This is a genomic window from Kushneria aurantia DSM 21353 (assembly GCF_000382245.1).
Classification (GTDB): domain Bacteria; phylum Pseudomonadota; class Gammaproteobacteria; order Pseudomonadales; family Halomonadaceae; genus Kushneria; species Kushneria aurantia.
The window spans coordinates 23,076-49,866 of record NZ_KB907868.1; the positions used below are offsets into that span (position 1 = coordinate 23,076).

At 63.7% G+C, this 26,791-nt stretch carries 19 protein-coding genes, 2 pseudogenes and 1 CRISPR repeat array; of the genes and pseudogenes, 14 read left to right on the top strand and 7 right to left on the bottom strand.

Going from position 1 to position 26,791, the window contains the following annotated elements:
- The first annotated feature begins 332 nt into the window (after nt 1–332).
- From H146_RS0106740 to H146_RS20660, 4 genes and pseudogenes are all read left to right on the top strand, one after another.
- Nucleotides 333–1,013: a (2Fe-2S)-binding protein gene (locus tag H146_RS0106740; protein WP_033195529.1), complete on the top strand. Its 681-nt coding sequence runs from the start codon at nt 333–335 to the stop codon at nt 1,011–1,013.
- A complete protein-coding gene (locus H146_RS0106745; RefSeq protein WP_019951110.1) occupies nt 1,013–1,996 on the top strand; it encodes an FAD binding domain-containing protein in 984 nt (327 codons plus the stop codon). Before H146_RS0106740 ends, H146_RS0106745 begins: the two co-directional genes overlap by 1 nt.
- Nucleotides 1,997–2,015: 19 nt before the next feature.
- Nucleotides 2,016–4,229 carry a xanthine dehydrogenase family protein molybdopterin-binding subunit gene (locus H146_RS0106750; protein WP_019951111.1) on the top strand — a complete coding sequence of 738 codons (2,214 nt, stop codon included), beginning with the start codon at nt 2,016–2,018 and terminating at the stop codon, nt 4,227–4,229.
- 62 nt (nt 4,230–4,291) lie between these two features.
- Nucleotides 4,292–4,476: pseudogene (locus tag H146_RS20660) on the top strand (IS1595 family transposase); the annotation flags it as partial.
- 17 nt (nt 4,477–4,493) lie between these two features.
- Here H146_RS20660 and H146_RS0106755 read toward each other — a convergent pair.
- Nucleotides 4,494–4,832: a type II toxin-antitoxin system PemK/MazF family toxin gene (locus H146_RS0106755; RefSeq protein WP_019951112.1), complete on the bottom strand. Its 339-nt coding sequence runs from the start codon at nt 4,830–4,832 to the stop codon at nt 4,494–4,496.
- A complete protein-coding gene (locus tag H146_RS0106760; protein ID WP_019951113.1) occupies nt 4,823–5,113 on the bottom strand; it encodes a hypothetical protein in 291 nt (96 codons plus the stop codon). Before H146_RS0106760 ends, H146_RS0106755 begins: the two co-directional genes overlap by 10 nt.
- A gap of 215 nt (nt 5,114–5,328) precedes the next feature.
- On the opposite strand from H146_RS0106760, the gene H146_RS0106765 reads away from it, so the two are divergent.
- The gene (locus tag H146_RS0106765) at nt 5,329–6,048 is read left to right on the top strand and encodes an SDR family NAD(P)-dependent oxidoreductase (protein WP_019951114.1); all 720 of its coding nucleotides are present in this window, start codon (nt 5,329–5,331) and stop codon (nt 6,046–6,048) included.
- A gap of 147 nt (nt 6,049–6,195) precedes the next feature.
- Here the strand turns inward: H146_RS0106765 and H146_RS0106770 are convergent, their stop codons facing one another.
- The 3 genes from H146_RS0106770 to H146_RS0106780 all read right to left on the bottom strand — a co-directional run bounded on the left by H146_RS0106770 (nt 6,196) and on the right by H146_RS0106780 (nt 10,990).
- Nucleotides 6,196–7,845 (bottom strand): glycoside hydrolase family 13 protein, encoded by a 1,650-nt coding sequence (locus H146_RS0106770; RefSeq protein ID WP_019951115.1) that lies wholly within the window; start codon nt 7,843–7,845, stop codon nt 6,196–6,198.
- A gap of 78 nt (nt 7,846–7,923) precedes the next feature.
- Nucleotides 7,924–9,018, bottom strand: a complete 1,095-nt coding sequence (locus tag H146_RS0106775; RefSeq protein WP_019951116.1) for a CobW family GTP-binding protein — start codon at nt 9,016–9,018, stop codon at nt 7,924–7,926.
- Nucleotides 9,019–9,280: 262 nt separating this feature from the next.
- Nucleotides 9,281–10,990, bottom strand: a complete 1,710-nt coding sequence (locus tag H146_RS0106780; RefSeq protein ID WP_019951117.1) for an HD domain-containing phosphohydrolase — start codon at nt 10,988–10,990, stop codon at nt 9,281–9,283.
- Between the two features lie 592 nt (nt 10,991–11,582).
- Between H146_RS0106780 and H146_RS0106785 the strand changes: the two genes are divergently transcribed.
- The 8 genes and pseudogenes from H146_RS0106785 (at nt 11,583) to cas6f (ending at nt 23,386) form a co-directional block, all read left to right on the top strand.
- Entirely contained in the window at nt 11,583–12,806 is a 1,224-nt protein-coding gene (locus tag H146_RS0106785) for an ATP-grasp domain-containing protein (protein WP_019951118.1), read from the top strand.
- 53 nt (nt 12,807–12,859) lie between these two features.
- Nucleotides 12,860–14,851, top strand: coding sequence for a hypothetical protein (locus H146_RS0106790; RefSeq protein ID WP_019951119.1), 1,992 nt, complete (start codon nt 12,860–12,862; stop codon nt 14,849–14,851).
- Between the two features lie 196 nt (nt 14,852–15,047).
- The gene (gene cas1f / locus H146_RS0106795) at nt 15,048–16,028 is read left to right on the top strand and encodes a type I-F CRISPR-associated endonuclease Cas1f (RefSeq protein WP_019951120.1); all 981 of its coding nucleotides are present in this window, start codon (nt 15,048–15,050) and stop codon (nt 16,026–16,028) included.
- On the top strand, nt 16,025–19,345 hold the full coding sequence (gene cas3f / locus H146_RS0106800) for a type I-F CRISPR-associated helicase Cas3f (protein ID WP_019951121.1): 3,321 nt from the start codon (nt 16,025–16,027) through the stop codon (nt 19,343–19,345). Before cas1f ends, cas3f begins: the two co-directional genes overlap by 4 nt.
- A 70-nt stretch (nt 19,346–19,415) precedes the next feature.
- Complete coding sequence (gene csy1 / locus H146_RS18700) at nt 19,416–20,771, top strand: type I-F CRISPR-associated protein Csy1 (RefSeq protein ID WP_019951122.1); 1,356 nt, start codon at nt 19,416–19,418, stop codon at nt 20,769–20,771.
- A pseudogene (gene csy2 / locus H146_RS19990) lies at nt 20,768–21,760 on the top strand (type I-F CRISPR-associated protein Csy2). Before csy1 ends, csy2 begins: the two are co-directional and overlap by 4 nt.
- An 18-nt stretch (nt 21,761–21,778) precedes the next feature.
- Nucleotides 21,779–22,813: a type I-F CRISPR-associated protein Csy3 gene (gene csy3, locus H146_RS0106815; RefSeq protein ID WP_019951125.1), complete on the top strand. Its 1,035-nt coding sequence runs from the start codon at nt 21,779–21,781 to the stop codon at nt 22,811–22,813.
- Nucleotides 22,814–22,816: 3 nt separating this feature from the next.
- Nucleotides 22,817–23,386 carry a type I-F CRISPR-associated endoribonuclease Cas6/Csy4 gene (gene cas6f / locus H146_RS0106820; RefSeq protein ID WP_019951126.1) on the top strand — a complete coding sequence of 190 codons (570 nt, stop codon included), beginning with the start codon at nt 22,817–22,819 and terminating at the stop codon, nt 23,384–23,386.
- 129 nt (nt 23,387–23,515) lie between these two features.
- Nucleotides 23,516–24,203: direct repeats of the CRISPR family, unit length 28 nt; unit sequence GTTCGCTGCCGCCCAGGCAGCTCAGAAA.
- 107 nt (nt 24,204–24,310) lie between these two features.
- On the opposite strand, the gene H146_RS0106825 is transcribed toward cas6f, so the two are convergent.
- The gene (locus H146_RS0106825) at nt 24,311–24,604 is read right to left on the bottom strand and encodes a hypothetical protein (RefSeq protein WP_019951127.1); all 294 of its coding nucleotides are present in this window, start codon (nt 24,602–24,604) and stop codon (nt 24,311–24,313) included.
- Nucleotides 24,605–24,967: 363 nt separating this feature from the next.
- On the opposite strand from H146_RS0106825, the gene H146_RS0106830 reads away from it, so the two are divergent.
- Nucleotides 24,968–26,368 (top strand): sugar porter family MFS transporter, encoded by a 1,401-nt coding sequence (locus H146_RS0106830; protein WP_019951128.1) that lies wholly within the window; start codon nt 24,968–24,970, stop codon nt 26,366–26,368.
- Between the two features lie 4 nt (nt 26,369–26,372).
- Here the strand turns inward: H146_RS0106830 and H146_RS0106835 are convergent, their stop codons facing one another.
- Nucleotides 26,373–26,771 (bottom strand): hypothetical protein, encoded by a 399-nt coding sequence (locus tag H146_RS0106835; RefSeq protein ID WP_019951129.1) that lies wholly within the window; start codon nt 26,769–26,771, stop codon nt 26,373–26,375.
- Between the last annotated feature and the right edge of the window lie 20 nt (nt 26,772–26,791).

The following is a 26,791-nucleotide window of genomic DNA, read 5'->3' on the forward strand; positions in this document are numbered from 1 at the left end:
AAGTCCGACAGGCTGCTAGAGCAGGCAGTTGCCATGCCACAAGCCGGCGCTTTCGAGCGCCGGCTTTTATATTTCGGACCCTGATGGGCGGCCCGGCCTTTTGCGTGACTTAAAGGCCGGCGGCCCGCCGCCGCAGCGGCCATGAAGCATTAGTAATTCATGTTTGATTGGTCCATCCTGAAAATCGTTTGCCGGCGAATGATGTAGTCGGCATGCCCCGAGCGCTTCGCGATCATCACATAACCATCACCCGCGACAGGGTGGGCGCGAAGATGCCGGCGAATACTGCGCGGCCCGACCTGTCGCGCGTCTCAAAGGATGAGGAGAGCACCATGGATCACCAGGACGAGCCGACCGGGCGCGGCGGCGTCGAGACCTTCGACGCCCGCTCGCCGTCACGGCGGCGTTTTCTCAAGTCGATGGGCGTCTCGGGGCTGGCGGCGGCCACCGCGCCCGCCTGGACGCAGATCGCCCAGGCCAGCCAGGCCTCACCGGAACCTGTCGAGCCGCAGCAGGATGGCGCCCCCGCCGAGGGTGAACAGCAGATCACTCTGACGGTCAACGGTCAGCAGCACGTGCTCAACGTGGTGCCCAATGCGGTACTGCTCGATGTGCTGCGCCTGCGACTGGGCCTGACCGGCACCAAAAAGGGCTGCGACCACGGCCAGTGCGGCGCCTGCACGCTTCACGTCAACGGCGTGGCGGTCAACGCCTGCCTGTCGCTGGCGGTCAGCCACGACGGCGACGAGATTACCACCGTCGAAGGTCTGGCCAGCGGCGACGCGCTGCATCCGCTGCAGCAGGCGTTCTGGGAGCACGACGCCTACCAGTGCGGCTACTGCACCTCGGGGCAGCTGATGAGCGCCGCGGCGGTGCTCAATAACCCCGATATCGACAGCAGCGACGCGGCGCTGCGGGAAGCGCTGAGCGGCAACATCTGCCGCTGCGGCGCCTACAAAAACATTCTGGCGGCCGTACAGGATGCCCGCGGCCGCATGGAGGGCAGCAGCTGATGCGTGCATTCGACTACTCCCGTGCCGACAGCGCCGAGCGGGCGATCGCCAGCCATCGCGACGGCGCACAGGCGTCCTATCTGGCCGGTGGTACGACGCTGCTGGATCTGGTCAAGCTGGACGTCATGCAGCCAAGCCGGGTGGTGGATATCAACCGCCTCGGTCTCGATCGCATCGAGACGCTCGATGACGGCCGCGTGCGTATCGGCGCGCTGGTGACCAACACGGCGCTGGCCAGCGACGAGCGTATCAAGCGCGACTATGCGGTGCTCAGCGAAGCGCTGATGTCCGGCGCGACCACGCAGTTGCGCAACAAGGCGACCACTGCCGGCAACGTCATGCAGCGGGTGCGCTGCCCCTATTTCCGCGACGGCGTATCGGCCTGCAACAAGCGCGAGCCGGGCTCCGGCTGCGCCGCCATTGGCGGTTTCAACCGCAGCGTGCATGCGGTGCTGGGCACCAGCGAGCACTGCATTGCCATGCACCCCTCCGACATGTGCGTGGCGATGGCGGCGATCGGCGCCACCGTCAACGTCGAGGGCCCCAACGGCAGCCGTGACATCGACTTCCTCGATTTTCACCTGCTGCCGGGCGATGACCCCGCGCGCGAGCACGCGCTGGAGGCCGATGAGCTGATCACTCACGTGACGCTGGATGCTCCCATTGGCGGCAGCCGCTCGGGCTATCTCAAGCTGCGCGATCGGGCCTCGTATCAGTTCGCGCTCGCCTCCAGCGCGGTCATCGTGGCGGTCGAGGGCGGCACCATTCGCGATGCGCGCATCGCGCTCGGCGGCGTGGGCACCAAACCCTGGCGCGCCCGCGAGGCCGAGCAGTCGCTGATCGGTCAGCCGGCCGGCGAGCGGAGCTTCCAGCGCGCCGCCGAACTGGCGCTGCAGGGGGCCGTGCCCTATCGACAGAACGCCTACAAGATTCCTCTCGGCAAGCAGGCGGTGGTGCGCAATCTCACCACCCTGACGGCCTGAACGACACAGGGAGAGTGCCATGAGTGACAACATTATCGGCGCGGCGCCGAAGCGCATCGACGGGCGTCTCAAGGTCAGCGGGGCGGCGCCCTACGCCGCCGACCATCTGCCCGAGGGCACGGCTTTCGGCTACGGCGTGTTCAGTACCATTGCCAGCGGCGAGATCACCAGGCTGTCGCTGGACGAAGCGCGCCGTTCCCCCGGCGTGATCGACATTTTTCACCACGACAACTTCCCCGACCTGCACCGCTCGCCCGCTTCGTTTGCCGAGGGCAATATGGTCGAGGAGACCCGGCTGCCGTTCGAGGACAACCGTATCTACTACGCCGGGCAGTTCGTCGCCCTGGTGGTGGCGGATACCTTCGAAAACGCCCGCGCCGCGGCCTACAAGGTGAAGGTCGAATACAGCGAGAGCGAGGCGATCGCCAATCTCGATCAGGGTGTGGCCGCCCACGGCACCGAAGCCGGCAGCAGCGAGCACTCTCGCGGTGACCCCGCCAGCGCTTTCGACGGCGCGGCGCAGCGCATCGATGTGACCTACACCACGCCGGTGGAGACCCACAACCCGATGGAGATGCACGCCTCGGTGGCGCAGTGGCACGACGGCCAGCTGATCATCTATGAGTCCTCCCAGGGTGTGGTGATGCAAAAGGGCGCGCTGTCGAAGATCTTCGGTCTGACGCCGGATCGCATCCGGGTCGAGTCGCCCTTTATCGGCTCCGGTTTCGGCAGCAAGCTGTGGATGTGGCCGCATGCGGTAGCCGCTTCCGCGGCCTCGCGCGAGATCGCTCGCCCGGTGCAGCTGGTGGTACCGCGGGCGCAGATGTTTACCACCACAGGCCACCGCCCGGAAACCCGCCAGCGGTTACGGCTGGCGACCGATGGCAACGGCCGGCTGGTGTCGCTGCGTCACGACTCGATCAACACCACCTCCTTTACCGACCGCTACGTCGAGACCTGCGGCAGCGTGACCAAAAGCCTCTACCACTGCGACAACCTGAGCATCAGCCACGCCACCACTCGGGTCAATCGCGGCACGCCCACCTCGATGCGCGCGCCGGGTGCCGCGCCGGGGCTGTTCGCGCTGGAGTCGGCGATCGACGAAATGGCGCTCAAGGCGGGTGTCGATCCGCTGGCGTTCCGCCTCAACAACTACGCCGAGCGCGACGAGAGTCTGGACCTTGATTTCTCCAGCAATCATATCGTCGAGGCTACCCGGCGCGCCGCCGAACGCTTTGGCTGGCAGGATCGCAACCCCGAGCCGGGCTCGATGCGCGACGGCAACGAGATCGTCGGCTACGGCATGGCGGCCTGTAACTGGGAGGCGCTCAAGTTCGGCTGCGAGGCGCGGGTGTCGCTGCGCGCTGACGGCAGCGCCTACGTGACCTGTGCCACTCAGGATATCGGCACCGGCACCTACACCATCGTGGCCCAGGCGGTCAGCGACGTCACCGGCCTGCCGCTGGAGCGCATCACGGTACGACTGGGAGATACCAGCTATCCGGAAGGCCCGCTCTCCGGCGGCTCCTGGGCGACCGCGACCACCCTGCCGGCGGTAGCCGAGGCGACCCGCAACGCCATCGATCAGCTCAAGTCCTATGCGGTCAGCTCGCGGGGGCGTTTCTCCGGCGTCGATGCCGGTGAACTGGGTTTCGAGAACGCTCAGCTGGTGCACAACGGCGAGCGCATCGACTATGTCGATATTCTCTCCGCGCAGCGGCTGGCCAGTGCCGACGGCCGTGCGAAGACCAGCGGCGCCGACAACGAGTACTCCTATCGCTCTTTCGGTGCTCACTTCGTTGAAGTGCGCTGGGACCCGGGCATCTCCAGGCTGCGCGTCTCGCGCGTGGTCAGCGCCATCGACGTGGGGCAGGTGATCAACGAGATGACCGCCCGCAACCAGGTGGAGGGCGCCATCGTCATGGGGCTGGGCATGGCGCACTTCGAGGCGACCGAGTACGACCACCGCGACGGCCGGCCGGTCAACAACGACTACGCCGAGTACGTGGTGCCGGTGCACGCCGACCAGCCGGAGCTGGACGTGATCCTGCTCGACTATCCGGACTATCAATTCAACGAGTTCGGGGCTCGCGGCATTGGTGAGATCGGCACCACCGGCCTGGCGGCGGCAGTGGCCAACGCGGTTTATCACGCCACCGGCAAGCGGGTGCGCGACCTGCCTATCCACAAGGAGAAGCTGATGGATGACATTCCCGAGGCGCGCAGCGCCTGAACCGGCAGAAAGGTGTCCTGACAGGGCGGCCCGCGTGGCCGCCTTTTTATGCTGTCGGCAGTCTCGGGTGTTGCAGTGCTTTCGACACTGCCCACTATCTTCACGAGTGCCACATCACCGGGGGTGGGTGTGCCAGTGTAGAGAGTGCCGAGGGCAACTGGGTCAACACCCTGCCGGGTACGTCAGGAACGCGATCACGGGCACTTGCCATGCCATCCGAGGGCAGCATGTCCCACGTTACCTGGCGGCGGCCCTCGCCGTGCTTCATGTGCCTCCCTTCAAGCCATGAAAGCGGCCGAAGGCCGCACTCACCGCCTGCATGCTTGCGTCATCGAGGCGGCCGATCCGCTGGCCGATTTTCGTTTTCGGCACGGTGGCCGGCTTGTCGATCATCACTTGCGATGTTTTTTGCAGACCGTTGGAAGCATTGGGTTCGACCATGATCCGAAACAGCGGCCAATCACGTAGCTCGCTGGTCAACCGCAGTACGGATACCGATGCCAAAGCGGCGAAGGCGTCATCTTGCATGATCAACGCCGGCCGGGGCTTGCCGTAGTCTCCCTGCAAGGCGATGGTGATAAGGTCGCCGCGCTTCACTTCCATTCGTCGCCAAACTCTTCAAGGTCGGATTCCAGATCGCGCATAACCGCGTGCTCGTCGCTTTGCGGATCACGGGCGGCTGCCGCTGCTTCCAGCGACTGCCGGCGGGCTTCCGCCTCGAAAGCACGTCGATGTTCCTCCGCTATACGGTCGCGGGCAAGGTTGCGCAGCAATTCGCCCAACGACTGGTGATGCCGGTCGGCAATGTCGGCCAATTCGGCCTTGAGGCCAGGGTCAATGCGGAATGTCACTGTATCGCCCTTGGGTGTGGTCACGCTGGGCATGGCGTTCTCCACGTAAGACAATGATGTAATACATAGTGTAATTAGATATGTCTTGCTCTTCAAGACAGGTCCGCCGATTGCCCTATCGTTTCCTGAAAATGGCCGAGCCTTATGCGTAATCAGGATTTTTTATAGCCTTTTGCAATGCAGCCGGTTGGGCCATACTGGAATTACAGCGCCCTGAAAGCGCCTTTCTGTTCAGACAGGGAGCGATTATGAGCAGTGACGCACAGGATTCACGAATCGCGATGATCTCCGGTGCCAATCGTGGTATCGGTGCGGCGATCGCCATGCATCTGAAGGAGAAGGGCTGGCGTTTGAGTCTGGGGGTACGCCGTCCCGACGAGATCGACCCGGCGCTGACCGGCGACAACGTCATGGTGCACGCCTACGAAGCCGCCAGCGGTGAGCACGATAGCGCCTGGGTGGCGGCGACGGTCGAGCGTTTCGGCGGTGTCGATGCGCTGGTCAACAATGCCGGCATCATGATTCCCAAAACGGTGATCGAGGCCGAGGAATCCGACCTCGATGAGCTCTACGCGATCAACGTCAAGGCGCCGCTGCGGCTGGCGCAGGCGGTGTGGCCGCACCTCAAGGCGACCGGGCGCGGGCGTATCGTCTCGGTGGTGTCGCTCTCCGGTCACCGGGTCAAGAGCCCGCGTTCGGGCATCTACTCGATGAGCAAATTCGCGGCGCTGGCGCTGACGCACGCGCTGCGACAGGAGGGGTGGGACGACGGCATTCGCGCCACCGCGCTCTGTCCGGGAATGGTCGCCACCGACATGGGCAAGCGGGCTGGTGGTGGTGATACGGCGCCGGAGCAGATGACCCAGCCCGAGGACCTCGCGCGGCTGGTGGCGATGGCGCTGGAGTTGCCCAACACTGCAAGCCTTGCCGAGCTCAATGTGAACGCCTCGCTGGACGTTTACTACTGAGAGGCAGGACTGGTTCGCTGCCGCCCGGCCAGCTCAGAAAAAACAGCTCGCCAAACAGGGTTGGGGCACTGACCGCAAAAGCACAGCGCCCGCCGGCCGAGCCGACGGGCGCTGTGTCTGCATGACCCGCACGCCATGGTGGACCCCTTAGCTCGGGTCGTTGGCCATCGACAGGTCCTGTGTTTCCACTTCGACCAGCCAGGCGGCGGCGCTACCCAGCAGCTCATGGCCGTCGCGCCCCGGCAGGCTGGAGATCAGTCGGCGGTCGGTGGGCAGCTTGAACGGCTCGTCGCCGAAGTTGATGACCGCCGTGACGCTGCCATTGCGCAGCATCAGCACGTCGTCGCGGCCGCTGTCGAGCCATTCAACCCTGCCGCTGCCCAGACCGTGGGCGCGGCGCAGTTCGAGCAGGCGGCGGTAGAGCCACAGGGTCGATTCCGGGTCGCGCTCCTGCACGTCGGCGGCATAGTGAACGTAAACCTCCGGCTGCGGCAGCCAGCTGGCGCCGGTCGGGCTGAAACCGTAGCCGCGCGATTCGGCTTCCCAGGGTAGCGGCACGCGGCAGCCGTCACGGCCGCGCTCACTGCCGCCCGAGCGGAAAAAGGCCGGGTCCTGGCGATACTGATCCGGCATATCGAGATACTCCGGCAGCCCCAGCTCCTCGCCCTGATAGACATACACCGAACCGGGCAGGGCGAGCGTCAGCATGATCGCCGCTCGCGCCCGGCGCAGGCCCAGCTCCTCGTCCGGCGGATCCTGGCCCTCGAGCTGCCCGAGCCTGGTGGCGTGACGTACGATGTCGTGGTTGGACATCACCCAGGTGGGGGTGGAGTCGACCGCCGCGAGGTTGGCCAGTGACAGATCGATCACGTCACGCAGTGCGCCGGCACGCCAGGGGGTGAGCAGGTAGTCGAAGTTGAAGGCCTGATGCATCTCGTCCGGGCGGGTATAGCGCGCCAGCCGCGACTGCGGGCTGATCCACGCCTCGGCGACCATGATGCGTCGCCCTTCGTAGTCGTCGAGAATGCGCCGCCAGCGGCGGTAGATGTCGTGCACCTCCTCCTGGTCCCACATCGGCCCCTTGTGGCTGCCCTCGCCGAGGCCCACGTGGTGGTCGGTATCCGGCAGCCCCTCCTGCTTGATCATGCCGTGGGCGATGTCGACGCGGAAACCGTCGACGCCGCGGTCGAGCCAGAAACGCAGAATGTCGTCGAACTCGGCGCGCACCTCTTCGTTGCGCCAGTTGAGGTCGGGTTGGGAGGTGTCGAACATGTGCAGATACCACTGGCCGTCCTCGACCCGGGTCCAGGCGCCGCCGCCGAACACGCTGTGCCAGTTGTTGGGCGGCTCTTCACCGTTGTCGCCGCGGCCGTCGCGGAAGATATAGCGTGCCCGCTCGGGGCTTCCCCGGGGGGCGTACAGGGCGGCCTGAAACCAGACGTGCTCGGCGGAGGTGTGGTTGGGCACCAGGTCGATGATGACCTTGAGGCCGGTGGCGTGGGCACGTTCGAGCATGGCGTCGAAGTCGTCCAGGGTGCCGAAAAGCTGATCGACGGCGCGATAGTCGGCGACATCGTAGCCGGCATCGTTCTGCGGCGAGCGGTAGAAGGGCGACAGCCAGATGGCGTCGATACCCAGTCGGGCCAGCCACGGCAGGCGGTCGTAAACGCCGCGCAGGTCGCCGATGCCGTCGCCGCGGGCGTCGGCAAAGGAGCGCGGGTAGATCTGATAGATGACGGCGTGGCGCCACCAGTTGTCGTCGTGGCCGGTGAACATGGGATTGGATTCGGCGGACATACGGCTCTCTCCGTCTGTGGTCGAATCCCTTCAGTGTGCCCGGCAATGCCACGGCTCGCCAGTCGGGACGCTCGGCAGTCAGCCGAAAAGCCCTTTTTCGAGGCTGTCGGCGAGCTGTTGGCGCTCGATTTTGCGGGTGATAAAGACCAGCCGCGAGCCGCGTGTCTGGCCCGGCCAGCGCGCCAGTTCGACGGGCGGATAGAGCAGCCGCTGGACGCCGTGGACGGCGACCGGTCGCTGGCGACCGGCAATATCGACAATGCCCTTGAAGCGCAGCATGTCCTCGCCCATCAGCATGTCGAGCAGCGATAGCCAATGCTCGAAACGCCCGGCATCGATCGGCGTTTCGAAGGTAAAACTGTGAGCCCGGATACCTTCGTCGTGGCGGCCCTGTTGAGCGTCGCGGGATAACAGCAGCGCTGGCGCCGCGGATGACGGCCCGAAGCGTTCGACGCCGCGCAGTGTGGGCGGCTGTGCTGCTTCGTCGAGCCAGGTGTCGATCTCGCTGCCGCTGCCCAGCGCCTGTGGCACCAGCCCGGTAAGCCTGGCCGCATCGAGCGCGCCGTGGCTCACGACTTCCCGCCGGGCGCCGGGATTGAGCGTCGCCAGTCGCTGTTCAAGGTCGGCGAGCGCGCTGTCGTTGGCCTGGTCGCTTTTGGTCAACAGCAGCAGGTCGGCCATCGCCGCCTGGCGGCGCGCCTCCTCGAAGCGCGCCAGGGTGTCACCGGCGTTGGTGACGTCCAGGGTGGTGACGATGCCGTCGAGACGGTAGTGGCGCGCTACCTTCGGTTCGCTCAGCAGGGTCTGCACGATGGGGGCGGGGTCGGCCAGACCGGTGGTTTCGATCACCAGCCGATCAAAGCGGCGCTGACCGTCGCGGGAGAAGCGCCACACCGCTTCGCGCAGGGTGCGGGCAAGGTCGGTGCGAATGGTGCAGCAGATGCAGCCGCTGGCCAGCTCGATCTGTTCGCCGTCACTGCTGGCGGCGAATAGATCGTGATCGAGGCCGATATCGCCGAACTCGTTGATCAGCACCAGCGTTTGCGACATCGCCGGCTGCTGCACCAGCGCGTTGAGCAGGGTGGTCTTGCCGCTGCCCAGAAAGCCGGTCAGCAGGGTAACCGGAATGCGTTTGAGGTCGGCGTCGTGGGCCAGGGGAGTGGTGTGCGCCATGAAGAGTCGATCATTAGGGAAACGCTGCATAAATGCCTGCGCTAGCGAATCGCTGCGTTGCGTGGTACTGGTGCGCCAGCCCGGTCGAACACTCGCCTAACCCCATGTTATGTCTCGTGTTCTGCGTTCCATGCGCCTTGCGCTTCATCTCGCTCGTCGATTTATTCAGCGTTTCCTTAGGGGATGGCGTTTATTGCAACATCATAACATTTTTGAGCCCCGCCTGCTGTGTTCGTGTCACCAATGGCCCGACAGGGGCACCTCAAAGGTCGTACTGTGACGGCGATACGGCGCCGAGCAGCTCCCCCAGCTGGCAGAAATCGCTGCGACCCAGTTCGTCGTTGAAGTTGATGTCGCGGCGGTGCACATTTTTGACCACCCGGACGCGGCTGGGCTGGCCGCGTTCGTCCAGCGCCATCACCCAGGCGAGATAGCCGTTGGCGAATTTCACCAGGCTGGCGACAGGATAGAAGCCCTGGCGCTGTATGTAGCGGGTCAGCCAGTGACGATCAAAGCGCTGCGGCAGGTTGTAGAGATGGCGATAGGCCTCGACTGCGGTGAAGGTATCGCGATCGCTGCGGCGGCGGGTCATGGCGTCGATGGTATCGATCACGGCCGCCATGCGTGCCATCGGCGAGAGCGCCTCGGCGCGCAGGCCGGCGGGATAGCCGGAGCCGTCGAGGCGCTCGTTGATGGTGGTAATGATCTCGCGCTGCAGTTCGCAGAGCGGATAGCCGCTGCGCTCCAGTGCGCTGATCAACACCCCGACGTGACCGTGGATGCGCTGGCGCTGTGCGCTGCTCATTGCGCCATGCAGCGAGGGCAGCGTGTCATCGATCAGCAGCACCTTGCCCATGTCATGAATCAGCGCTGCCGTGATGGCTTTCAGCACGGTCTTTGCATCATATCCTTCGGCCAGCATCAGGTCCGCCAGCCGCAGTGCCACGCCGAGGCAGTGGCGCAGCCAGTCGGGCTCGCCGCGCAGGCAGGAGAGGGCAAACAGGCAGCGCTGCCGATCCTGCTGCAAAAGCGCCAGAAGCTGTTCGGCGATAGTGTGGAGGCGGCTGGTCGGTAGCGGCCGGCCATTTTGCAGTGCCAGCAGGAAAAGGTGCTGTTTGCGCGCCACCTGCTGCAGTTTGTCGAGCATCGGTGGGCGCTGACGATAGCGGTGGCGCTCCACGCGGGCGCGTTGCGCACTACCCGGTAGCGTGTAGAGCGTCGAGGGGGCGGTCAGTCGCACTCCCTCGCCGCGGCGCCATGCGATTTCGCGCTCGGTCTGGGAGACGATAGCCAAAAGCTGCTGCTCGAAAGCGCGGCTGGCGCCGGTAAACTGAACGCCCATCGCGGCCTGAAGACTCCGCCCGACGGGATTGATGTGGCAGATGCGGGCGGGCGTGGTCAGACGCGTGCCATTGGGAAAGGTGAGGGTCAACTCGGAAAGAGTAGCGTTTTCGCGCAGCTCGTCGCAGGTCGCGAGGGGCAGCTTGAGCAGGCAGCCGCCCAGCGAGATATTGTGCAGTCGCGCCTTGAGCGTTGACTGCGCTGCAAAGCGGGTCAGGGCGGCTTCGACCGGCATATCGTCGCGCAGCACGATACGCACGCTTTGCCGTCGCGCCATGGCGTGTAGCCGCTGCGGCAGGTTGCAGCGCAGTTGCAGACTCTCCTGCTGGCGATTGGCCTCGAGGACGGTAAAGGTATCGAATGAAAGATTGCGCTCGCTTTCGGCGTGCAGCACCAGCGCGGTGCCGACCAACTGTTCGGCGTCGAGGCTGCCGGCATCGGTGACATTCAGCGTCAGTGTACTTTCCCGGCGGTCGATGGCGACCAGTACGGCCGGATAGTCGAGTTCTGCGTCGTCAAGTGTGATCGACAGGGCGTGCAGGCGGCTGTCGAGATTTTCAACGACTTCGGCGATATGGACGGTGTCGTCGATCTCGACGACCGGGCCATGAGGCTGTGCCAACGTGTTCATGAAGGTAATTTTGTCCCGGCGTCACGGGTTAGCGCTCGCGACTGCGGTCTCCTCTACCGCTGGCAGCGCAATGTCCTCGAACGGCGTCCTTTTCGAGGCGTGCAGACAGCCATTAGGTTACCTTATGCAACATGACTTTGTATCGGCAATGACGCTACATCATGGCTCAGTCTCACCATGATGGCGCCATCAGTTGCGCGCAAAAGACTGCCTTTAACATCAATTGGTGCACTATCTTATCCATGCTCGAGCAAAAATTAATAATACTTTAGTATTATTAATTTTTAGTAAAAAAGTATGAATTTTCTCTCCAGTGACAGTAAGCGTGATGCGACCGCGGCATGCAAAAAGGAGAGGGCATCGAAGGTCGGCAGAGTGTGGGGCAAATAGGGCGCGGAGCCCTTTGCAGAGGCGATAACCATGGCGATGGTCGATCGGATTCGAGTGACGCATCCGGGGGATGCGCGGGCCGGCGGGCCAGCGGCCGTATGCGATGAGCGCTGCAATAAGATTCGAGGGTAGACGCGTCTTTTCACTACACTGTTACTCGAGTGCGCAAAACACAACAGAACGCATCACCGGAGGTAGCATCATGGAGAAGGATCCCAACAAGGGCTATATCGCACTGCTGGGCTGGAGCCTTGGCGCCGTCGAGGCGGCCGCCAAATTCGACCGCCGCTATGTGGTCGTGGCCCCCGACTGGGCCGAAGAGTACTGCCAGCAGCACGATATTCCCTATGTCCCCTGGAACTTCGAACGCCTCAACGATCGCTCGATGGAGATCGCCGGGACGCTGCAGGAAATGGGTGTCGACGCCGCAGTGCCGCTTTTCGAGGAGACCGTCGAGTGGGCCGGTGCGATCAACGCGGTACTGATGAAAAATCCGCGTCTGCACGGTCAGGCGGTACTCTTCCGCGACAAGGCGCTGATGAAGCGTCGCGCCCAGCTGGGCGGCATTCGCGTGGGTATCTTCGAGGAGGCCCACGAGCAGAGCGACATCATCCGCTTCTTTCGCCGGGTCAATCAGACCCTGCTCAAGCTCGACGGCGACCCGGACGACCCCATCCACCTCAAGGCGTTCGACAAGGCCGGCTGCCTCGGCCACCGGGTGATTCGCTCCCCGGACGAGATCGAGACCATTCCCGAAAGCGAATATCCGCTGCTGATGGAGAGCCATCTGGACGGCTGGGAGTTCGCCGTCGAAGCCTGGGTATGGAACGGCAAAATCTGCTTTCTCAATATCTCCGAGTACGTCACCCTGGGCTACTCGGTGTTCGTGCCCGCCACGCCGGAGCTGGAGCGCTACCGCGAGCAGATCACCCGTCAGATCGAGCTTCTGATCGAAGCCTTCGACATTCAGTTCGGCCAGATTCATCCCGAGTACTTCGTGACCAGCGATGGCACTATGTACTTCGGCGAAGTCGCCTATCGTCCGCCGGGCTTCAAGGCCTTCGAGCTGATCGAGCGCGCCTACGGCTTCAACGCCTACCAGGCCTCGATGCTGGTGTTCGATCCGCATGCCACCGAGGAGGAGATCAAGGCCTTTTTCCCGAAGGAAGTGGAGGGTGCCAAAGGGCACGCCGGCTGTTTCGGCGTTTATCCCCGCCGCCGTGTGGTCAGCCGGCTGGAAATTCCCGAAGAGACCGAGCAGCACCCCTATTTCGACTTCCACGAGCTGACGCCGCCGATGGAGGAGACCGTCACCAAACGCACCGCCTTTGGCACCCACTGGGGGCTGATTTTCTTCTTCGGCGACGATCCGCACCAGATGCGCGATCTGCTCAAGCATCAGGAAGAACTTGATTTCTACGTCTGATAGGAGAGAGTAGGCGAGCAGCCGCCAATGCCGGCCTCTGCTCAAGGAGCCAAGTGATTTCTGTCGATACCCCCGATACGGATAGCGCGGCGCGCCTGGCGCCGCTGCTGGACAAACTGGATGACGCCCTGCAGGCCATGGCGCAGGCGCCCCCTTTCGCCCGCGCCGGCCGGGTCGGGCGCGTTTTCGATATCGCCCGCCGCGCCATGCGTGAAAGCGGCGGTTGCGCGGCACTCGAGGCGCGCACGCCACAGCTCGAGGCGTGCGGCGTCTTCGACGGCTCCGACTGGGCCAGCCCGCAGACCCTGCAGCCGACGCTGACCCGCCAGTCGCTGCGCAGCCCCAACCCCGATACGCTGATCATCGAGGCGTTGAGCGAGCTGCGGCTGCTGGCCGTGGCGCTGGGCGACTACCACCACCCGCTGATCTCCGCCGAGCAGGCACATCACTACCTCAAGCAGGTGCTGGCGCTCAATCTGACGCTGTTGTTCAACCCGCCCGATGAAGCCGAGCGTGAAACCCAGGGCAAGCTGGCGCAGCTGCCGCGCCTGCTGTGTCGCTATCTGGTCGAGCGTATCGGCTTCACCTATATCCTCGATGCCATGGTCGATGAGGTCTGGCGACTGTTGCGTCAGCGGCCGCTGCAGGTCGAACCGATTCGCCAGATGATCGGCCAGATGGCGCTCTGTCAGGCCGACCCCGACATCGACCCGCGGGCCAGCGGGCAGGGCGCGTCGCGGCTGATCAGCAGCCTTTTCGGCCCCACCCAGGCGTGTCGCGAGGATCCGGGCGTGGCCGTTTACGCCGAGCGGCTGGCGGCCATGGACAGTGCCACTTTGCAGCAGGAGGCGACCGGCATGGCGCGCGCCATGCACGACACCGGGCTGGTATCGCCCTATCACGCGGTGCTGATGCGCCATCTGCTGGCCGAGGGCGACTACCTGCTCGGCGAGGCGCTGGGGCTCTCGTCCACCGGGCGTGACTGCATGCTCTGCTTTCACCAACTGATTCGGGCGCTGATCGACGGTGTCGCCAGCCCGACGACCGCTCAGGGGCTCTACGGTCTGGCGATGATGCTCGAGCGTGGCATTCTCTATCAGCCCTCGCTGGCGCCGGCGCTGTGGCGTCAGCTGGCGCTGACACCCGGCGAGAACGGCTGCGAGCGGCTGCGTCTCGCCTTCGGCGACGCCGCCGCGCCCGAGGCGCACCTGTTGGCCGGCGTGCTCTGCATGATGGGGCTGCCGCTGGGCGTGGGGCAGGGCAACAACCCCACCTGCCAGTCCGCGCGGGCGCTCTCCATGTGGGCCTGGAACGACCCGGATTATATGCTGCAGATGGTCGCCCGGGCGGCGCGCGACGACGAGATCGTCATGCATTTCGAGGGCCGCCCCATCTCCTCGAAGACCGCCAGACCGGGGCTGGCGACCACGCTGCCGCTCGATCTCGATGCCGTGTCGCTGCTGGTGGTGCCGCATCTTGACCGCATCTACGCCGAGATGGGGCGGTTGTGCAGCTACCGTGACGGTGACCCTCATCGCTGGATCAACCCCGAGTTCCACGGCTGGTGGGTCGGGCGCGGCTTTCGCATCAACGTGGACGTGGGCAGCGGGCGTCTCGACAGGCCCGAACTCTTTCTGCGCCACTTCTACGCCACCTATCATCCCTTCTACAACGGCAATCAGCCGCTGATTCACCCTCAGCCGGCGGGCATTGCCGTGACCGACAGCGCCGGCCGCTTCATCGGCTGGCACGCCATTACCATTCAGCGCGCCGCTCTGGGGCCGGACGAGCAGATGCGCGTCTACTTCTTCAACCCCAACAACGACAGCGGCCAGGACTGGGGCGACGGCGTGCAGGTCAGCACCGACGGCAACGGCGAGCGCTTCGGCGAAGCCTCGCTGCCCTACGCGCAGTTCGCCTCGCGGCTCTACATCTTCCACCACGACCCGCACGAAAAGGGCCAGCCGGCGAGCGTCCCGGAGGAGGAGATTGCCGAGGCGATGGGCTACCTGCAGCGTAGCTGGGGCAGTGAGCGAATGGCGTAAGCCGCGACACGCGCCGTGGTGAGCGTTGAAAACGGCGAACGGGTGGTCATCAGACGGCACCGTTCGCTTTTTTTGTGCCACCTGATGAAAAGCCGTTGCCATAAAAAGCGGCCGCCTGCCTGTTCAAATTACCCGTTATGTGCGCTTCATGGCGGTCGATACTCTGTGATAAAGCCAGCGAAGCGGTGGGCATGCCATGGAAGATCTCTCCCCCGGTGATCTGAAGACCATCCTTCACTCCAAAAGGGCCAACCTTTACTACCTGCAGCACTGCCGCGTGCTGGTCAACGGCGGCCGCGTCGAGTACGTCACCGACGAAGGCAAGCGCTCGAAGTACTGGAACATTCCCATCGCCAACACCACCTCGCTGCTGCTGGGTACCGGCACCTCGGTGACCCAGGCGGCGATGCGCGAGCTGGCCAAAGCGGGCGTGCTGGTCGGCTTCTGCGGTGGCGGCGGTACGCCGCTGTTCTCCGCCAACGAGGTCGATGTCGAAGTGGCCTGGTTCAGCCCGCAGAGCGAATACCGGCCCACCGAATACCTGCAGTACTGGGTGCGCTTCTGGTTCGATGACGCCCTGCGGCTGGAAGCGGCACGCGAATTTCAGCGCGAGCGGCTGCAGCAGGTCGAAACGCACTGGCTGGCGCCGCGCTTTCAGCGTGACAGCGGCTTTGAACCCTCCGGCACCGAACTGAAGACGCTGCTGGCGCGCAGCCGTGACGCGATCAGCGCAGCGCCCGACACCAATGCGCTGCTCACCGAAGAGGCGCGGCTGACCAAGCAGCTGTTCCGGCTCGCCAGCCAGGCGGTCGGCTACGGCGACTTCAGCCGCGCCAAAGGCGGCAGCGGTGTCGACCCCGCCAACCGTTTCCTCGACCACGGCAACTACCTTGCCTACGGGCTGGGCGCCACCGCCAGCTGGGTACTGGGGCTGCCTCACGGCCTGGCCGTGCTGCATGGCAAGACCCGGCGCGGTGGACTGGTATTCGACATCGCCGATTTGATCAAGGACGCCATCATCCTGCCGCAGGCGTTCATCTCCGCCGGCCGTGGCGACGAGGAGCAGGAGTTTCGCCAGGCCTGCATCGAGCGTCTGACGCAGGTTGAAGCCCTGGACACCATGATCGACACATTGAAAGGTGTCGCCGAACGGCTCGGACATGAGGCCGTGCGATGAATGTCCTGATCGTCTCCCAGTGCCATAAGAATGCGCTCAAGGAGACGCGGCGCATTCTCGATCAGTTTGCCGAGCGTCGCGGCGAACGCAGCTGGCAGACCGCCATCACCAAAGCCGGGCTCGACACACTGCGCAAGCTGCTGCGCCAGAAGGCGCGCAAAAATACCGCTGTCGCCTGCCACTGGATTCGTGGCCACGACCACAGCGAGCTTTTGTGGATCGTCGGCGACGCTTCGCAGTTCAACGCGCGCGGCGCCACGCCGACCAACACCACGCGACGCAATATCCTGCGCGCGGAGGACGAGAATGACTGGCACTCGCTGCGCCTGATTCACCTGCTCGCCTCGATGGCGGCGCTGTTTCACGATCTCGGCAAGGCAACCGACGCTTTCCAGCGGCGTCTTGCCGGCAAGCTGGAGGGACGCAACCTTTATCGTCACGAATGGGGGTCACTGCGGCTGCTGGAGGCCTTTGTTGGCGATGACGACGACGCGGGCTGGCTGGCCCGTCTGCAGCGTCCGAGCGTTGACGACGACGCCTGCTGGCTGGCCCGTCTCGGGCGCGACGGACTGGATACGTTGGCTGGAAACGGCGCGCCGCTTTCACGACTGCCGCCGCTGGCGACAGCGATCGGCTGGCTGATCGTCAGCCACCACCGTTTACCGGCACTGCCTGCGCATCATGAAGACGGCGCGCAGAAGTGGGTCGGGGCGCGAGCAATGCTCAACGCCGACGGTCTTCCGGACCTGCCCGCCGCCATTACCGCGGCCTGGAATGAACGGGTCGACGCGAGCGCTGGCTCTGATGACATCGCCGCGTACTGGTGCTTCCCTCACGGCCTGCCGGTTACCGATGAGGCCTGGCGCGCCCGCGCCAGCCGCCTCGCCCGCCAGCTGAGGGAAGCGCGTCTCGAGACCGCGCCTCTCGGCTCGCCCTACATCATGCATCTGGCGCGTCTGGCGCTGATGCTGGCCGATCACCACTACTCGAGCCTGGTCGATACCGGGCGGCTCCAGGGGCCATGGCCGGGATCACTCTACGCCAATACCACCACATGGAACGGCAGGCGCGTGCCCTGTCAGCCCCTGACCGAGCATCTGCTCGGCGTGGTGCGTGCGACCGGCGAGATCGTGCACTTCCTGCCGGATATGACGGCAGCGCTGCCACGCATTGCGCGCCACAAGGGCTTCAGGGCGCGCAGCCGCCACGCCCGCTTTCGCTGGCAGGACAGGGCCTTCGATCTCGCCGTCGGATTACGCCAGCCGAGCCGCGAACAGGGTTTTTTCGGCGTCAATATGGCCTCGACCGGCTGCGGCAAGACCATCGCCAACGGGCGAATCCTCTATGCACTGGCCGACCCGGAGAGCGGCGCACGCTTCACGATCGCGCTGGGCCTTCGCACCCTGACACTACAGACCGGTCAGGTCTATCGTGAACGTCTGGGGCTGGGGGCCGATGAACTGGCCATTCGCGTCGGTGGTAGCGCCAGCCGGGCGCTGTTCGAACATCAAGGGTCCGGCGGCTCCGACTCCCGCGCCGAACTGCTCGACGATCAGCACCACGTGTTTTATGAAGGAGACCTCGACGCTCATCCGGTGCTGCGCAGGGCCGTGGCAGACCCCCATGCCCGGGCATTGATCGAGGCGCCGGTGCTGGCCTACACGCTTGACCATCTGGTGCCTGCCACCGAAAGCCTGCGCGGCGGTGGGCAGATTGCGCCGATGCTGCGGCTGATGAGCAGCGATCTGGTGCTGGACGAGCCCGACGACTTCGATATCGATGACCTGCCGGCGCTGACGCGGCTGGTCTACTGGACCGGCCTGCTGGGCGCGCGCGTGCTGCTCTCTTCCGCCACGCTGCCGCCGGCGCTGGTACGCGGGTTGTTCGACGCCTACCGCGAAGGGCGCGCCGAGTATCAGCGCCACCGTGGCGCGCCCGGCGCCCTGGTCGCCCCCGTCTGCGCCTGGTTCGACGAGCACGGCTGTACGCACCAACAATGCGCCGAGGGCGACGCGTTCGATACTGCCCACGACGCCTTTGCGCGCCAGCGCGCGGCCCGGCTCGCCGCGCTCGAGCCACGACGGCGCGGCTACCCTGTGCCCGTGTCGGCACCCTCAAGACATCCGGATGCGATTCACGAGGCGGTGGCGCAGACCGTTCTGAAAGAAGCCTTTACGCTGCACGCGCAGCACCACACCCTCGACCCCTACAGCAGCAAGCGGGTCAGTTTCGGGCTGGTGCGCATGGCCAACATCGAGCCACTGGTGGCCGTGGCCCAGGCCATTTACCGTGCCGGGATTGCCGAAGGCATGCAGATTCACCTCTGCGTCTACCATTCGCAGTTTCCGCTTTTATTGCGCTCCCGGCTGGAAAATCGGCTGGATCAGGCACTCGATCGCCGCGAGCCGAACGCGGTATTCGAGCTGACCGATATCCGCCACCGGCTTATCGGTGAGGCCGAGAATCATCTGTTTATCGTACTGGGGTCGCCGGTCACCGAAGTGGGGCGCGATCACGACTACGACTGGGCGGTGGTCGAACCCTCGTCGATGCGTTCCATCATCCAGCTCGCCGGGCGCGTGCGGCGCCACCGCCATGATCCCGTCACTGCGCCCAATATCGCCCTGCTGGACACCAACCTGCGCCATCTTGCCGGCAAGCATCCTGCCTTTTGCCGTCCGGGGTTCGAGACCGAACAGCACTGGCCGCTGGCGAAACATCGATTGAACAGCCTGCTGCGCGATGAAGAGATCACCGCCATCGACTCGCGCCCGCGCCTGCTGCCGGCCGACAGCCTCGAGCCCGCCAGCAGGCTGGTCGATCTCGAACACGCGCGGCTCAGGATGCTGATGGTGGAAGGTGCCGAACCGCCCGGCCAGCGACGTTCTCGCCGGCGCAAAGCGCTCCACCTGGGCGCCTGTCTGTTCTATCGCCCGCCGGCGATATCGCTGAGCGCCGTGGCGATCCAGCAGCAGCCCTTTCGCGAGGATAACGAGCCGGACGCCGAATTCGTGCTCTACCCGGACGAGACTGATGAGGATTACGGCTTTTGGCGCGTCGATGGCAGGGGGCGGGATCAGACGCTGACGCCGGTTGAATCCGAGCTGGATCGGCTGGCCGATGAGGCGGTGGAGAATCCGGGCGTCACGCCCTGGAACGAGCCGGACTACATGGCCGCCCTGAGCGAGCAGGCCGAGGCGATGGAGATGTCACTGGAGCGCTGCGCCGAGCGCTTCGGGCGCATCCGCCTCAAGCCCGATCGCGCTCCGCAGGGGTGGCACTTTCATCCCGCGCTTGGGTTTGTGCGGAAAAAATGACCACCAATCTCTACAAACGAGGTGGAGCATGTCAGAACCAGGCGATAGCCCGCCGCCAACGCTTGCGGCGTTGATCCGCGGCTTTATCCACGATCGCTTCCAGACCAAAACGGAAAAGCTCGCACCAGACGATCCCGCTTATCTCAAGCTGCAGCAGCAGTTCGAGCCGCAGACCTGGCTTGCCGACGCGGCAAAACGCGTCAGCCAGCTTCAGGTCGTCACCCACTCGCTCAAGGCGATTCACCCCGACGCCAAGGGCACCAACCTCTACGTAGAGCCCGGTCAGCTCGAACGTGATGCGCTGGTCGGCAGTCACTGCCTGCCTGCCGATTTCGAAGGCGACGTGGTCGGTAATGCGGCCGCGCTGGACGTCTACAAGTTCTTGAAATTGCAGTGGCAAGGGCGCTCCCTGCTGGAGCGGGCGCTGGAAGGCGATAAGGCCCTGGTCGAGGCGCTGAGTGACGACCGCGCCATGGCGCAGTCCTGGGTTCAGGCCTTCGCCAATATCGTCGAACCCAAGGGCGCGCCAAGCTCCCACGCTCGCGGCAAGCAGCTCTACTGGCTGGTCGGTGACGAACCTGGCGATGACACGAACTATCGCCTGCTGGCACCGCTTTATGCCACGGCTTTGGCACACCCCTTTCACGCTCGGCTAAGCGAGGCGCGCTTTGGCGAACACGCCAAAGCCGGCCGCAAGGCACGTCGAGACGATGTGGGATTTGAGGACGGTTATGCCGACTACCCCAATCTCGCCATTCAGAAATTCGGTGGCACCAAGCCCCAGAACATCTCTCAACTTAACAGCGAGCGTGGCGGGCAGAACTACCTCCTCCCGTCACTGCCACCCCACTGGGCATCGCGAGAGATTACAGCGCCTCTGCGCACCGAGTCTGTTTTCCCGCGTTTTGGCAGACGCACGCCGGTACGGCATCTGGTCAATGATCTGGTGAGCTGGATGAGGCAAAACCTCAGGGAGGACGAAAAGCGCCAGCGACAGGGGAAGGCGCCGCGAAAAACAGTACAGGATCGCAATCTTCACAATGATCTTGTCGCATCGCTGGCTGATGAGCTGTTGCTGTTTACCTTCGAGCTACACCGCCTGCCAGCCGGCTGGTCAGCGGACGCTGACTGTCGTCTGGTTCCGGCAGAGCAATACTGGCTCGACCCGGGGCGGGCTGAACTGGACACCGAATTCGACAGCGCCCGCCGGCAGTCGCAATGGCATGAAGAGATCGCTGAGCGCGTAGCGCGGTGGCTACGTCATGCTATTGATCGTCGGGTAAAGGCAGGTCTGGGTGATCCGGAGCATGACTTCTGGACAGGTAAAATCGAGACGGTGATGGAAAGCTTCCGCCGCCAGCTCGACGACCTGCAGGACGTGCTGCGCAATGACGACGAAGATCAGGATGAAGGAGAAGCGGCATGATCGACGCCATTCCCCATCTTCTCGTGCTGCCGCGGCTGCGCCTTCAGAACGCCAATGCCATCTCCAGTTCCATGACCTGGGGCTTTCCCGCCATGAGCGCCTTCATGGGCGCTATTCAGGCACTGGAGCGCAATCTGCCCGACGATATTCGGATCGTCTTCGACGGTATCGGCGTGGTGTGTCACCACATCGAACCGCAGGTCACCGCAGGCGGCTTTACCCGAGCCTTTCATCTCACCCGCAATCCGGTGGATAAATCCGGCAATACGGCCGCCATCGTCGAAGAAGGTCGCGCGCATCTGGAAATCACCCTGCTGATCGGCGTCGAGTCCGACGGTGATGATCTCGGCAACCCCGAGCGCCGCCATGACATCGCGCGTCGGCTGTTCGAGCAGGTACAGAGCATGCGCATCGCCGGCGGCAGCGTGATGCCACCGCTGAGTGACGCGACGCGACAGCGCCCCGAGCTGATCACTTTCGATGCCAATGAAGAGGAGCGCAGCAAATAGTGGCGTCGCCTCAAACGCCGGCTGCTGCCGGGCTTTGCCCTGGTGCTGCGCGATGATTACCTGAACGAGCATACCGAAACGCTTCAGGCCGAGGACGACAGTGCCACAGCGCTGGATGCCTGGCTTGATCTCTGCCGGCTCAACCACGAGTGCCGGATCGAGACGCAGCAGGACAAGGAAGGCCAGACGAAGGAGGTGGCGAAGTGGGAAATTCGTCGCCCCTATCCCGGCTGGCTGGTGCCCATCCCGGTCGGCTACGGCGCCATCTCCGATTTGTTCGCGCCCGGCGAGGTCGCCAATGCACGCGATCCGGGGGTGTCGTTTCAATTCGTCGAAAGCCTCTATTCCATCGGCGAATGGGTCAGCCCGCATCGCCTGCGCAGCCCGGATGCGCTGCTGTGGTTTGTCAGCAACGACCTCGAACGCGGCGTTTATCGCCTCACCAATGACTACGCCCTCACACACGCTCACAACGACTGATCATCAAGGAGACACCGCATGGCTAAAAACGACGCACTCAAAACCGCTTCCGTCCTCGCCTTCGAGCGCAAGCTGGATCCCTCCGATGCGATGTTCAGCGCTGGCCGCTGGGAGGAGCTGAGTACCTACAAGGCGTGGCCCGGCATCCCGGTTCGTGAGAAATCGGTGCGTGGCACCATCTCCAACCGCCTGAAAGCAAAGGACCAGGACCCGGCCAAACTCGACGCCGCGATTGAAAACCCCAACCTGCAGACCGTCGATGTCGCGGCATTGCCCCACGACGCCGACACCCTGGCGGTAAGTTTCACTCTGCGCGTGCTGGCCGGTGCCGGCACGCCTTCCGCCTGTAACAACGCCGAATACCAGAAAAAGCTTGCGCAGACCGTCAGCGGCTATGTCAGCGAACAGGGCTTTAACGAGCTGGCGCATCGCTACGCCTGCAACCTCGCCAACGGCCGCTTTCTGTGGCGCAACCGCATGGGCGCCGAGCAGGTTGAGGTTCGGGTCAGTCAGATGAAAGCGGGGCAGGCGGAGAAGACATGGACCTTCGATGCGCTTGATCACTCGACGCGAGATTTTACTGGCACCGATCAGACACGCGAGCTGGGCGAAACGATCGCCAAAGCGCTGGCCGGCGAGCAGTATTTGCTGCTCGACGTGGTCGCCTTCGCGCGTGAGGGCGCCGGCCAGGAGGTCTTTCCCTCTCAGGAACTGATTCTGGAACGCTCACGTGGTGACAAGAGCAAGACGCTTTACAGCATCGGTGACGACAAGAACGCGGCGATTCACTCCCAGAAGCTGGGTAACGCCCTGCGCACGATCGATACCTGGTACCCGGCGCCGGAAGATGGCAGCAACCTCGGCCCGATCGCCGTCGAGCCCTACGGCTCGGTGACCACCCAGGGGACCGCCTACCGCCAGCCGAAACAGAAGGTGGATTTCTACAATCTGCTGGATAACTGGCTTTTGAAGGACCAGGTGCCCTCTGTTGAGAACCAGCACTTCGTGATGGCGACTCTGGTACGCGGCGGTGTCTTCGGCGATGCGGGGTAAGTCATGGACCACTATATCGATATTCGACTGCGGCCCGACCCGGACTTCCCGGCAGCGATGCTGATGGGCGCGCTCTACGGCAAGCTGCATCGCGCGCTGTATGACCTTGGCGCTGACGATATTGGCATCAGTCTGCCCGACCACAAAACCGGTGTGCGCGCCCGGACGCCGGGCGACAGGCTGCGGCTGCACGGTGGCCGTGAACGGCTCGAACAGCTGATGGCGACGAATTGGCTGAACGGCATGCGCGACCACGTCACGATCGAGGCCATTAGCGCCGTGCCGGCCAGTGCTCGCCACTGCACCGTCTGCCGACGCCAGTTCAATACTGGTGGCCCCAGCCGTGCGCGACGCTATGCGCGTCGTCATGGCGTGAGCGAAAGCGAAGCGCAGCAACTGCTGGCCGGCGCCGCCGAGCGGCGGCTGTCGCTGCCTTTTGTGCAGATCGCCAGCCGCTCCACGGGAGAACGCTTCGCGCTCTTTGTCGAACACGGCAAACCGCAACCGCAGCCCACAGGGGGTAAGTTCAACCACTATGGCCTGAGCCGGGAGGCTACTGTTCCCTGGTTTTGACCCTTTTTTGCGAGCGCTTTTTAAGTGCTCGCAAAATCAGTGACTTATAAACCGCCTGAAAAAAAGGGTTTATAACGTATAACGGTCAAAAGCTCTTTAAAAACGGAAGGTTGAGCGTTAAATTCTCTTGTTCGCTGCCGCCCAGGCAGCTCAGAAAGGCGCGACGCTGGTACACACCGGCCGCTCTTTGTTCGCTGCCGCCCAGGCAGCTCAGAAATGCGCCCACGCCAGCAGGCCGCCGACAGCACAGTTCGCTGCCGCCCAGGCAGCTCAGAAATCTTCCGTCACGCACCAGATGCCGCCGGACCAGTTCGCTGCCGCCCAGGCAGCTCAGAAATGTGCCGGTAAAGTCGTTCGCATCGGCGGACGGTTCGCTGCCGCCCAGGCAGCTCAGAAAGGATGGCGCTATCGTCGTTGTCATGCCATACGGTTCGCTGCCGCCCAGGCAGCTCAGAAATTCAGGATCGACGGCTGGGCGACCATCACCGAGTTCGCTGCCGCCCAGGCAGCTCAGAAAATAGTTTCGGCAGGGCGCCTTTGGGATTCTCCGTTCGCTGCCGCCCAGGCAGCTCAGAAAGCTGGAGCAACTGCCGACATGCAACAACGGCGGTTCGCTGCCGCCCAGGCAGCTCAGAAAGATGAAAAAAGAATCCGCTCGATCAAAGGTCTGTTCGCTGCCGCCCAGGCAGCTCAGAAAAACGCCGTCGAAGACGATTCGAATATCGTCGGGTTCGCTGCCGCCCAGGCAGCTCAGAAATGTGACTTTTCATGACTTTTTACCTCCATCTTGTTCGCTGCCGCCCAGGCAGCTCAGAAAATTACAGACCAGTGAAACGGGGGTTGTTGCGGCCTGGTTATCGGCTTTCTTTGAACGTCTACATGGCTGCTTTGAATGGGATCGTGACAGCCACAGGCTGACAGGACCTAACAGTTATCGCGATAAGGCACGGCATCGCTGCCCACTGACAGCCGCTCGAAAGCGCTGTCGTAATAGAAGTGCCCGGACTCGGCACCTTCAAGTGCATAGTCGCCGCACACCCCATAGCCTTTGTTGACTTGCCTCAAGTGAGAAATCTCGGCCGGTTCCGGGCTATCGAGACGCTCAGCGATCATCGCAGCGATGTGGGCATCGCGCTGGGCCTCTGAGTAGACCTGGTTGCCGACTATGACGCCCGCCAGGACGACAATGAAGGCAACGGGAATCCATAGATTATGCATAGCGTGTCCAGTGAGAGAAGGCGGATACAATGTCTGAGTGCAACACACTCATTGGAGGGTTGATGGGGTTTCATGATACCTGGCGATCAGCCCGCTCGTCACTTGGCGGTCTCAATGACTCGGTGCAACACCTGATCCATCCGCCACAGCAGCTCAGAAATTGCGATGGGCGACGTAGTAGCCACGGACATTGTTCACTGCCGCCCAGGCAGCTCGGAAATACCGCGATAACACTCGCCGCGCCTACAGTCAGTTCGCTTCCACTCATCCCCTCTGCATACGCCACTAAAGTCTATGTTGAACATTATTGTCTTAAGTTCAACATAAGCATGAGGTGTTGAGACCTCCATACGGGAGATGACCATGGAAGATGTGACTGCATCCTCACCGGCAAAGCGTCAGAACAGGCCGATGATCTACGTGATTGGCGCTATTGCCGCGCTGGCAGGTCTGCTGTTCGGCATGGATATCGGGGTTATTTCGGGGGCACTGCCCTTTATCGAGAAAGAGTTCAGCGTCAGCGATCAAACCCAGGAGATTATCGTCAGTGCGATGATGTTCGGTGCGGCATTCGGTGCCGCCAGCGGTGGCTATCTGTCGCGCAGGTTCGGCCGCAAGATCACCCTGGCGGTCAGTGGCGTGGTGTTCATCGGCGGCGCGCTGCTGTCGGCGCTGTCATGGTCGCCGCAGGCGCTTATCGGGGCGCGCGTGCTGCTTGGCCTGGCGGTGGGTATCTCGTCGTATATCGCGCCGATGTATCTGTCGGAAATTGCGCCGGAGCGCATCCGGGGTACGCTGATTTCGTTTTATCAGTTGATGATCATGGGCGGCATTCTGCTGGCCTACCTTACCAATGCGGCATTCAGCTACTTCGGCGGCTGGCGCTGGATGCTGGGCGTGATCGCCATTCCGGCGGTCATTCTGGTGGTCGGTATGATCCTGCTGCCCAGAAGCCCGCGCTGGCTGGCCAGCGCCGGCCGTAACGAGGAGACGCGTGAGGTATTGATGCAGCTGCGCGGCGGCAACGAGCGCGAAGTCGATGCCGAAATGACGCGTATCGAGGAGAGCCTCGAGGTGGAGCATGCCGGCTGGAGCCTGTTTCGCCGCAGTCCCGACTTCCGCCGCTCGGTCGGTCTGGGCATGCTGCTGCAGTTCATGCAGCAGTTCACCGGGGCCAATGTCATTCTCTATTACGCCCCGCGCATTCTGGAGCTGGCCGGCTATGGCAGTGAAACCGAGCAGCTCTGGGGGACGGTGGTGATCGGCCTGGTGATGACGCTGGCGACCCTGATCGCCATTAAATTTGTCGACCGGGCGGGACGCAAGCCGCTGCTCTATATCGGCTTTACGGTAATGGGCCTGTGCATGATTCTGCTCGGCGTGCTCTATCAGTACGGCCTGGAGGGCGCCTTTACCAAATACTTCGCCCTCGGCCTGCTGGGTACCTTCGTGGTCAGCTACGCCATGTCGGCCGCGCCCATGGTGTGGATTCTGTGCTCGGAAATCCAGCCACTCAAGGGCCGCGACTTCGGCGTCTCCTGTTCGACGGTGACCAATTGGGTCGCCAACATGATCATCGGCGCCACCTTCCTGACCCTGCTCAATACCCTGGGGAATGCCTACACCTTCTGGCTCTACGCCGCGCTGAACCTCTCTTTCATTGCGATCACGCTACTGCTGGTGCCGGAAACCAAAGGCATCTCGCTGGAAAAGATCGAACAGCGCTTGATGAGCGGCGAAAGGCTCAGAAATATCGGCACCTGACGGATCAGCGTGCGTTGCCGACCGACCAGCTACGCCCGCCTTCGGGCGTACTTTGCCCGTTCGGGCAGTCGACGCCGCTGGTCGAGATGCTGACGCTGCCGTCGCCATGGCGACACACGTTGGCGTTGCCGTCGCTGACGCCGTCATAGCCCGAGATGCGGTAGTCGTCGGGCACATAGTTGGAGCGCCAGTGTTCGAGCTGCTCGGGTGGCAGTACTACGCCGACATCGACGTCGCGGCGCGGGTCGAAGCGGTGGCGTTGGCGGTCATAATCGGGATCAGCGCGTATATCGCCCCGTGGCTCGAAACGTTCGGCGGCTGCGGCATGCAGGGTGACGGGCAAAAGCGGCGCCAGCATGAAAGCAGCGACGGCCAGTCGTATGGCAGGGTGAAGGAACGGCATGGGATACCTCCGAATGATGA

Excerpts from the sequence above, each read along its gene's own strand:
- H146_RS0106740 (WP_033195529.1), top strand. The coding sequence starts at position 333 with ATGGATCACCAGGACGAGCCGACCGGGCGCGGCGGCGTCGAGACCTTC.
- H146_RS0106745 (WP_019951110.1), top strand. The coding sequence starts at position 1,013 with ATGCGTGCATTCGACTACTCCCGTGCCGACAGCGCCGAGCGGGCGATC.
- H146_RS0106750 (WP_019951111.1), top strand. The coding sequence starts at position 2,016 with ATGAGTGACAACATTATCGGCGCGGCGCCGAAGCGCATCGACGGGCGT.
- H146_RS0106755 (WP_019951112.1), bottom strand. The coding sequence starts at position 4,832 with ATGGAAGTGAAGCGCGGCGACCTTATCACCATCGCCTTGCAGGGAGAC.
- H146_RS0106760 (WP_019951113.1), bottom strand. The coding sequence starts at position 5,113 with ATGCCCAGCGTGACCACACCCAAGGGCGATACAGTGACATTCCGCATT.
- H146_RS0106765 (WP_019951114.1), top strand. The coding sequence starts at position 5,329 with ATGAGCAGTGACGCACAGGATTCACGAATCGCGATGATCTCCGGTGCC.
- H146_RS0106770 (WP_019951115.1), bottom strand. The coding sequence starts at position 7,845 with ATGTCCGCCGAATCCAATCCCATGTTCACCGGCCACGACGACAACTGG.
- H146_RS0106775 (WP_019951116.1), bottom strand. The coding sequence starts at position 9,018 with ATGGCGCACACCACTCCCCTGGCCCACGACGCCGACCTCAAACGCATT.
- H146_RS0106780 (WP_019951117.1), bottom strand. The coding sequence starts at position 10,990 with ATGAACACGTTGGCACAGCCTCATGGCCCGGTCGTCGAGATCGACGAC.
- H146_RS0106785 (WP_019951118.1), top strand. The coding sequence starts at position 11,583 with ATGGAGAAGGATCCCAACAAGGGCTATATCGCACTGCTGGGCTGGAGC.
- cas1f (WP_019951120.1), top strand. The coding sequence starts at position 15,048 with ATGGAAGATCTCTCCCCCGGTGATCTGAAGACCATCCTTCACTCCAAA.
- cas3f (WP_019951121.1), top strand. The coding sequence starts at position 16,025 with ATGAATGTCCTGATCGTCTCCCAGTGCCATAAGAATGCGCTCAAGGAG.
- csy3 (WP_019951125.1), top strand. The coding sequence starts at position 21,779 with ATGGCTAAAAACGACGCACTCAAAACCGCTTCCGTCCTCGCCTTCGAG.
- cas6f (WP_019951126.1), top strand. The coding sequence starts at position 22,817 with ATGGACCACTATATCGATATTCGACTGCGGCCCGACCCGGACTTCCCG.
- H146_RS0106825 (WP_019951127.1), bottom strand. The coding sequence starts at position 24,604 with ATGCATAATCTATGGATTCCCGTTGCCTTCATTGTCGTCCTGGCGGGC.
- H146_RS0106830 (WP_019951128.1), top strand. The coding sequence starts at position 24,968 with ATGGAAGATGTGACTGCATCCTCACCGGCAAAGCGTCAGAACAGGCCG.
- H146_RS0106835 (WP_019951129.1), bottom strand. The coding sequence starts at position 26,771 with ATGCCGTTCCTTCACCCTGCCATACGACTGGCCGTCGCTGCTTTCATG.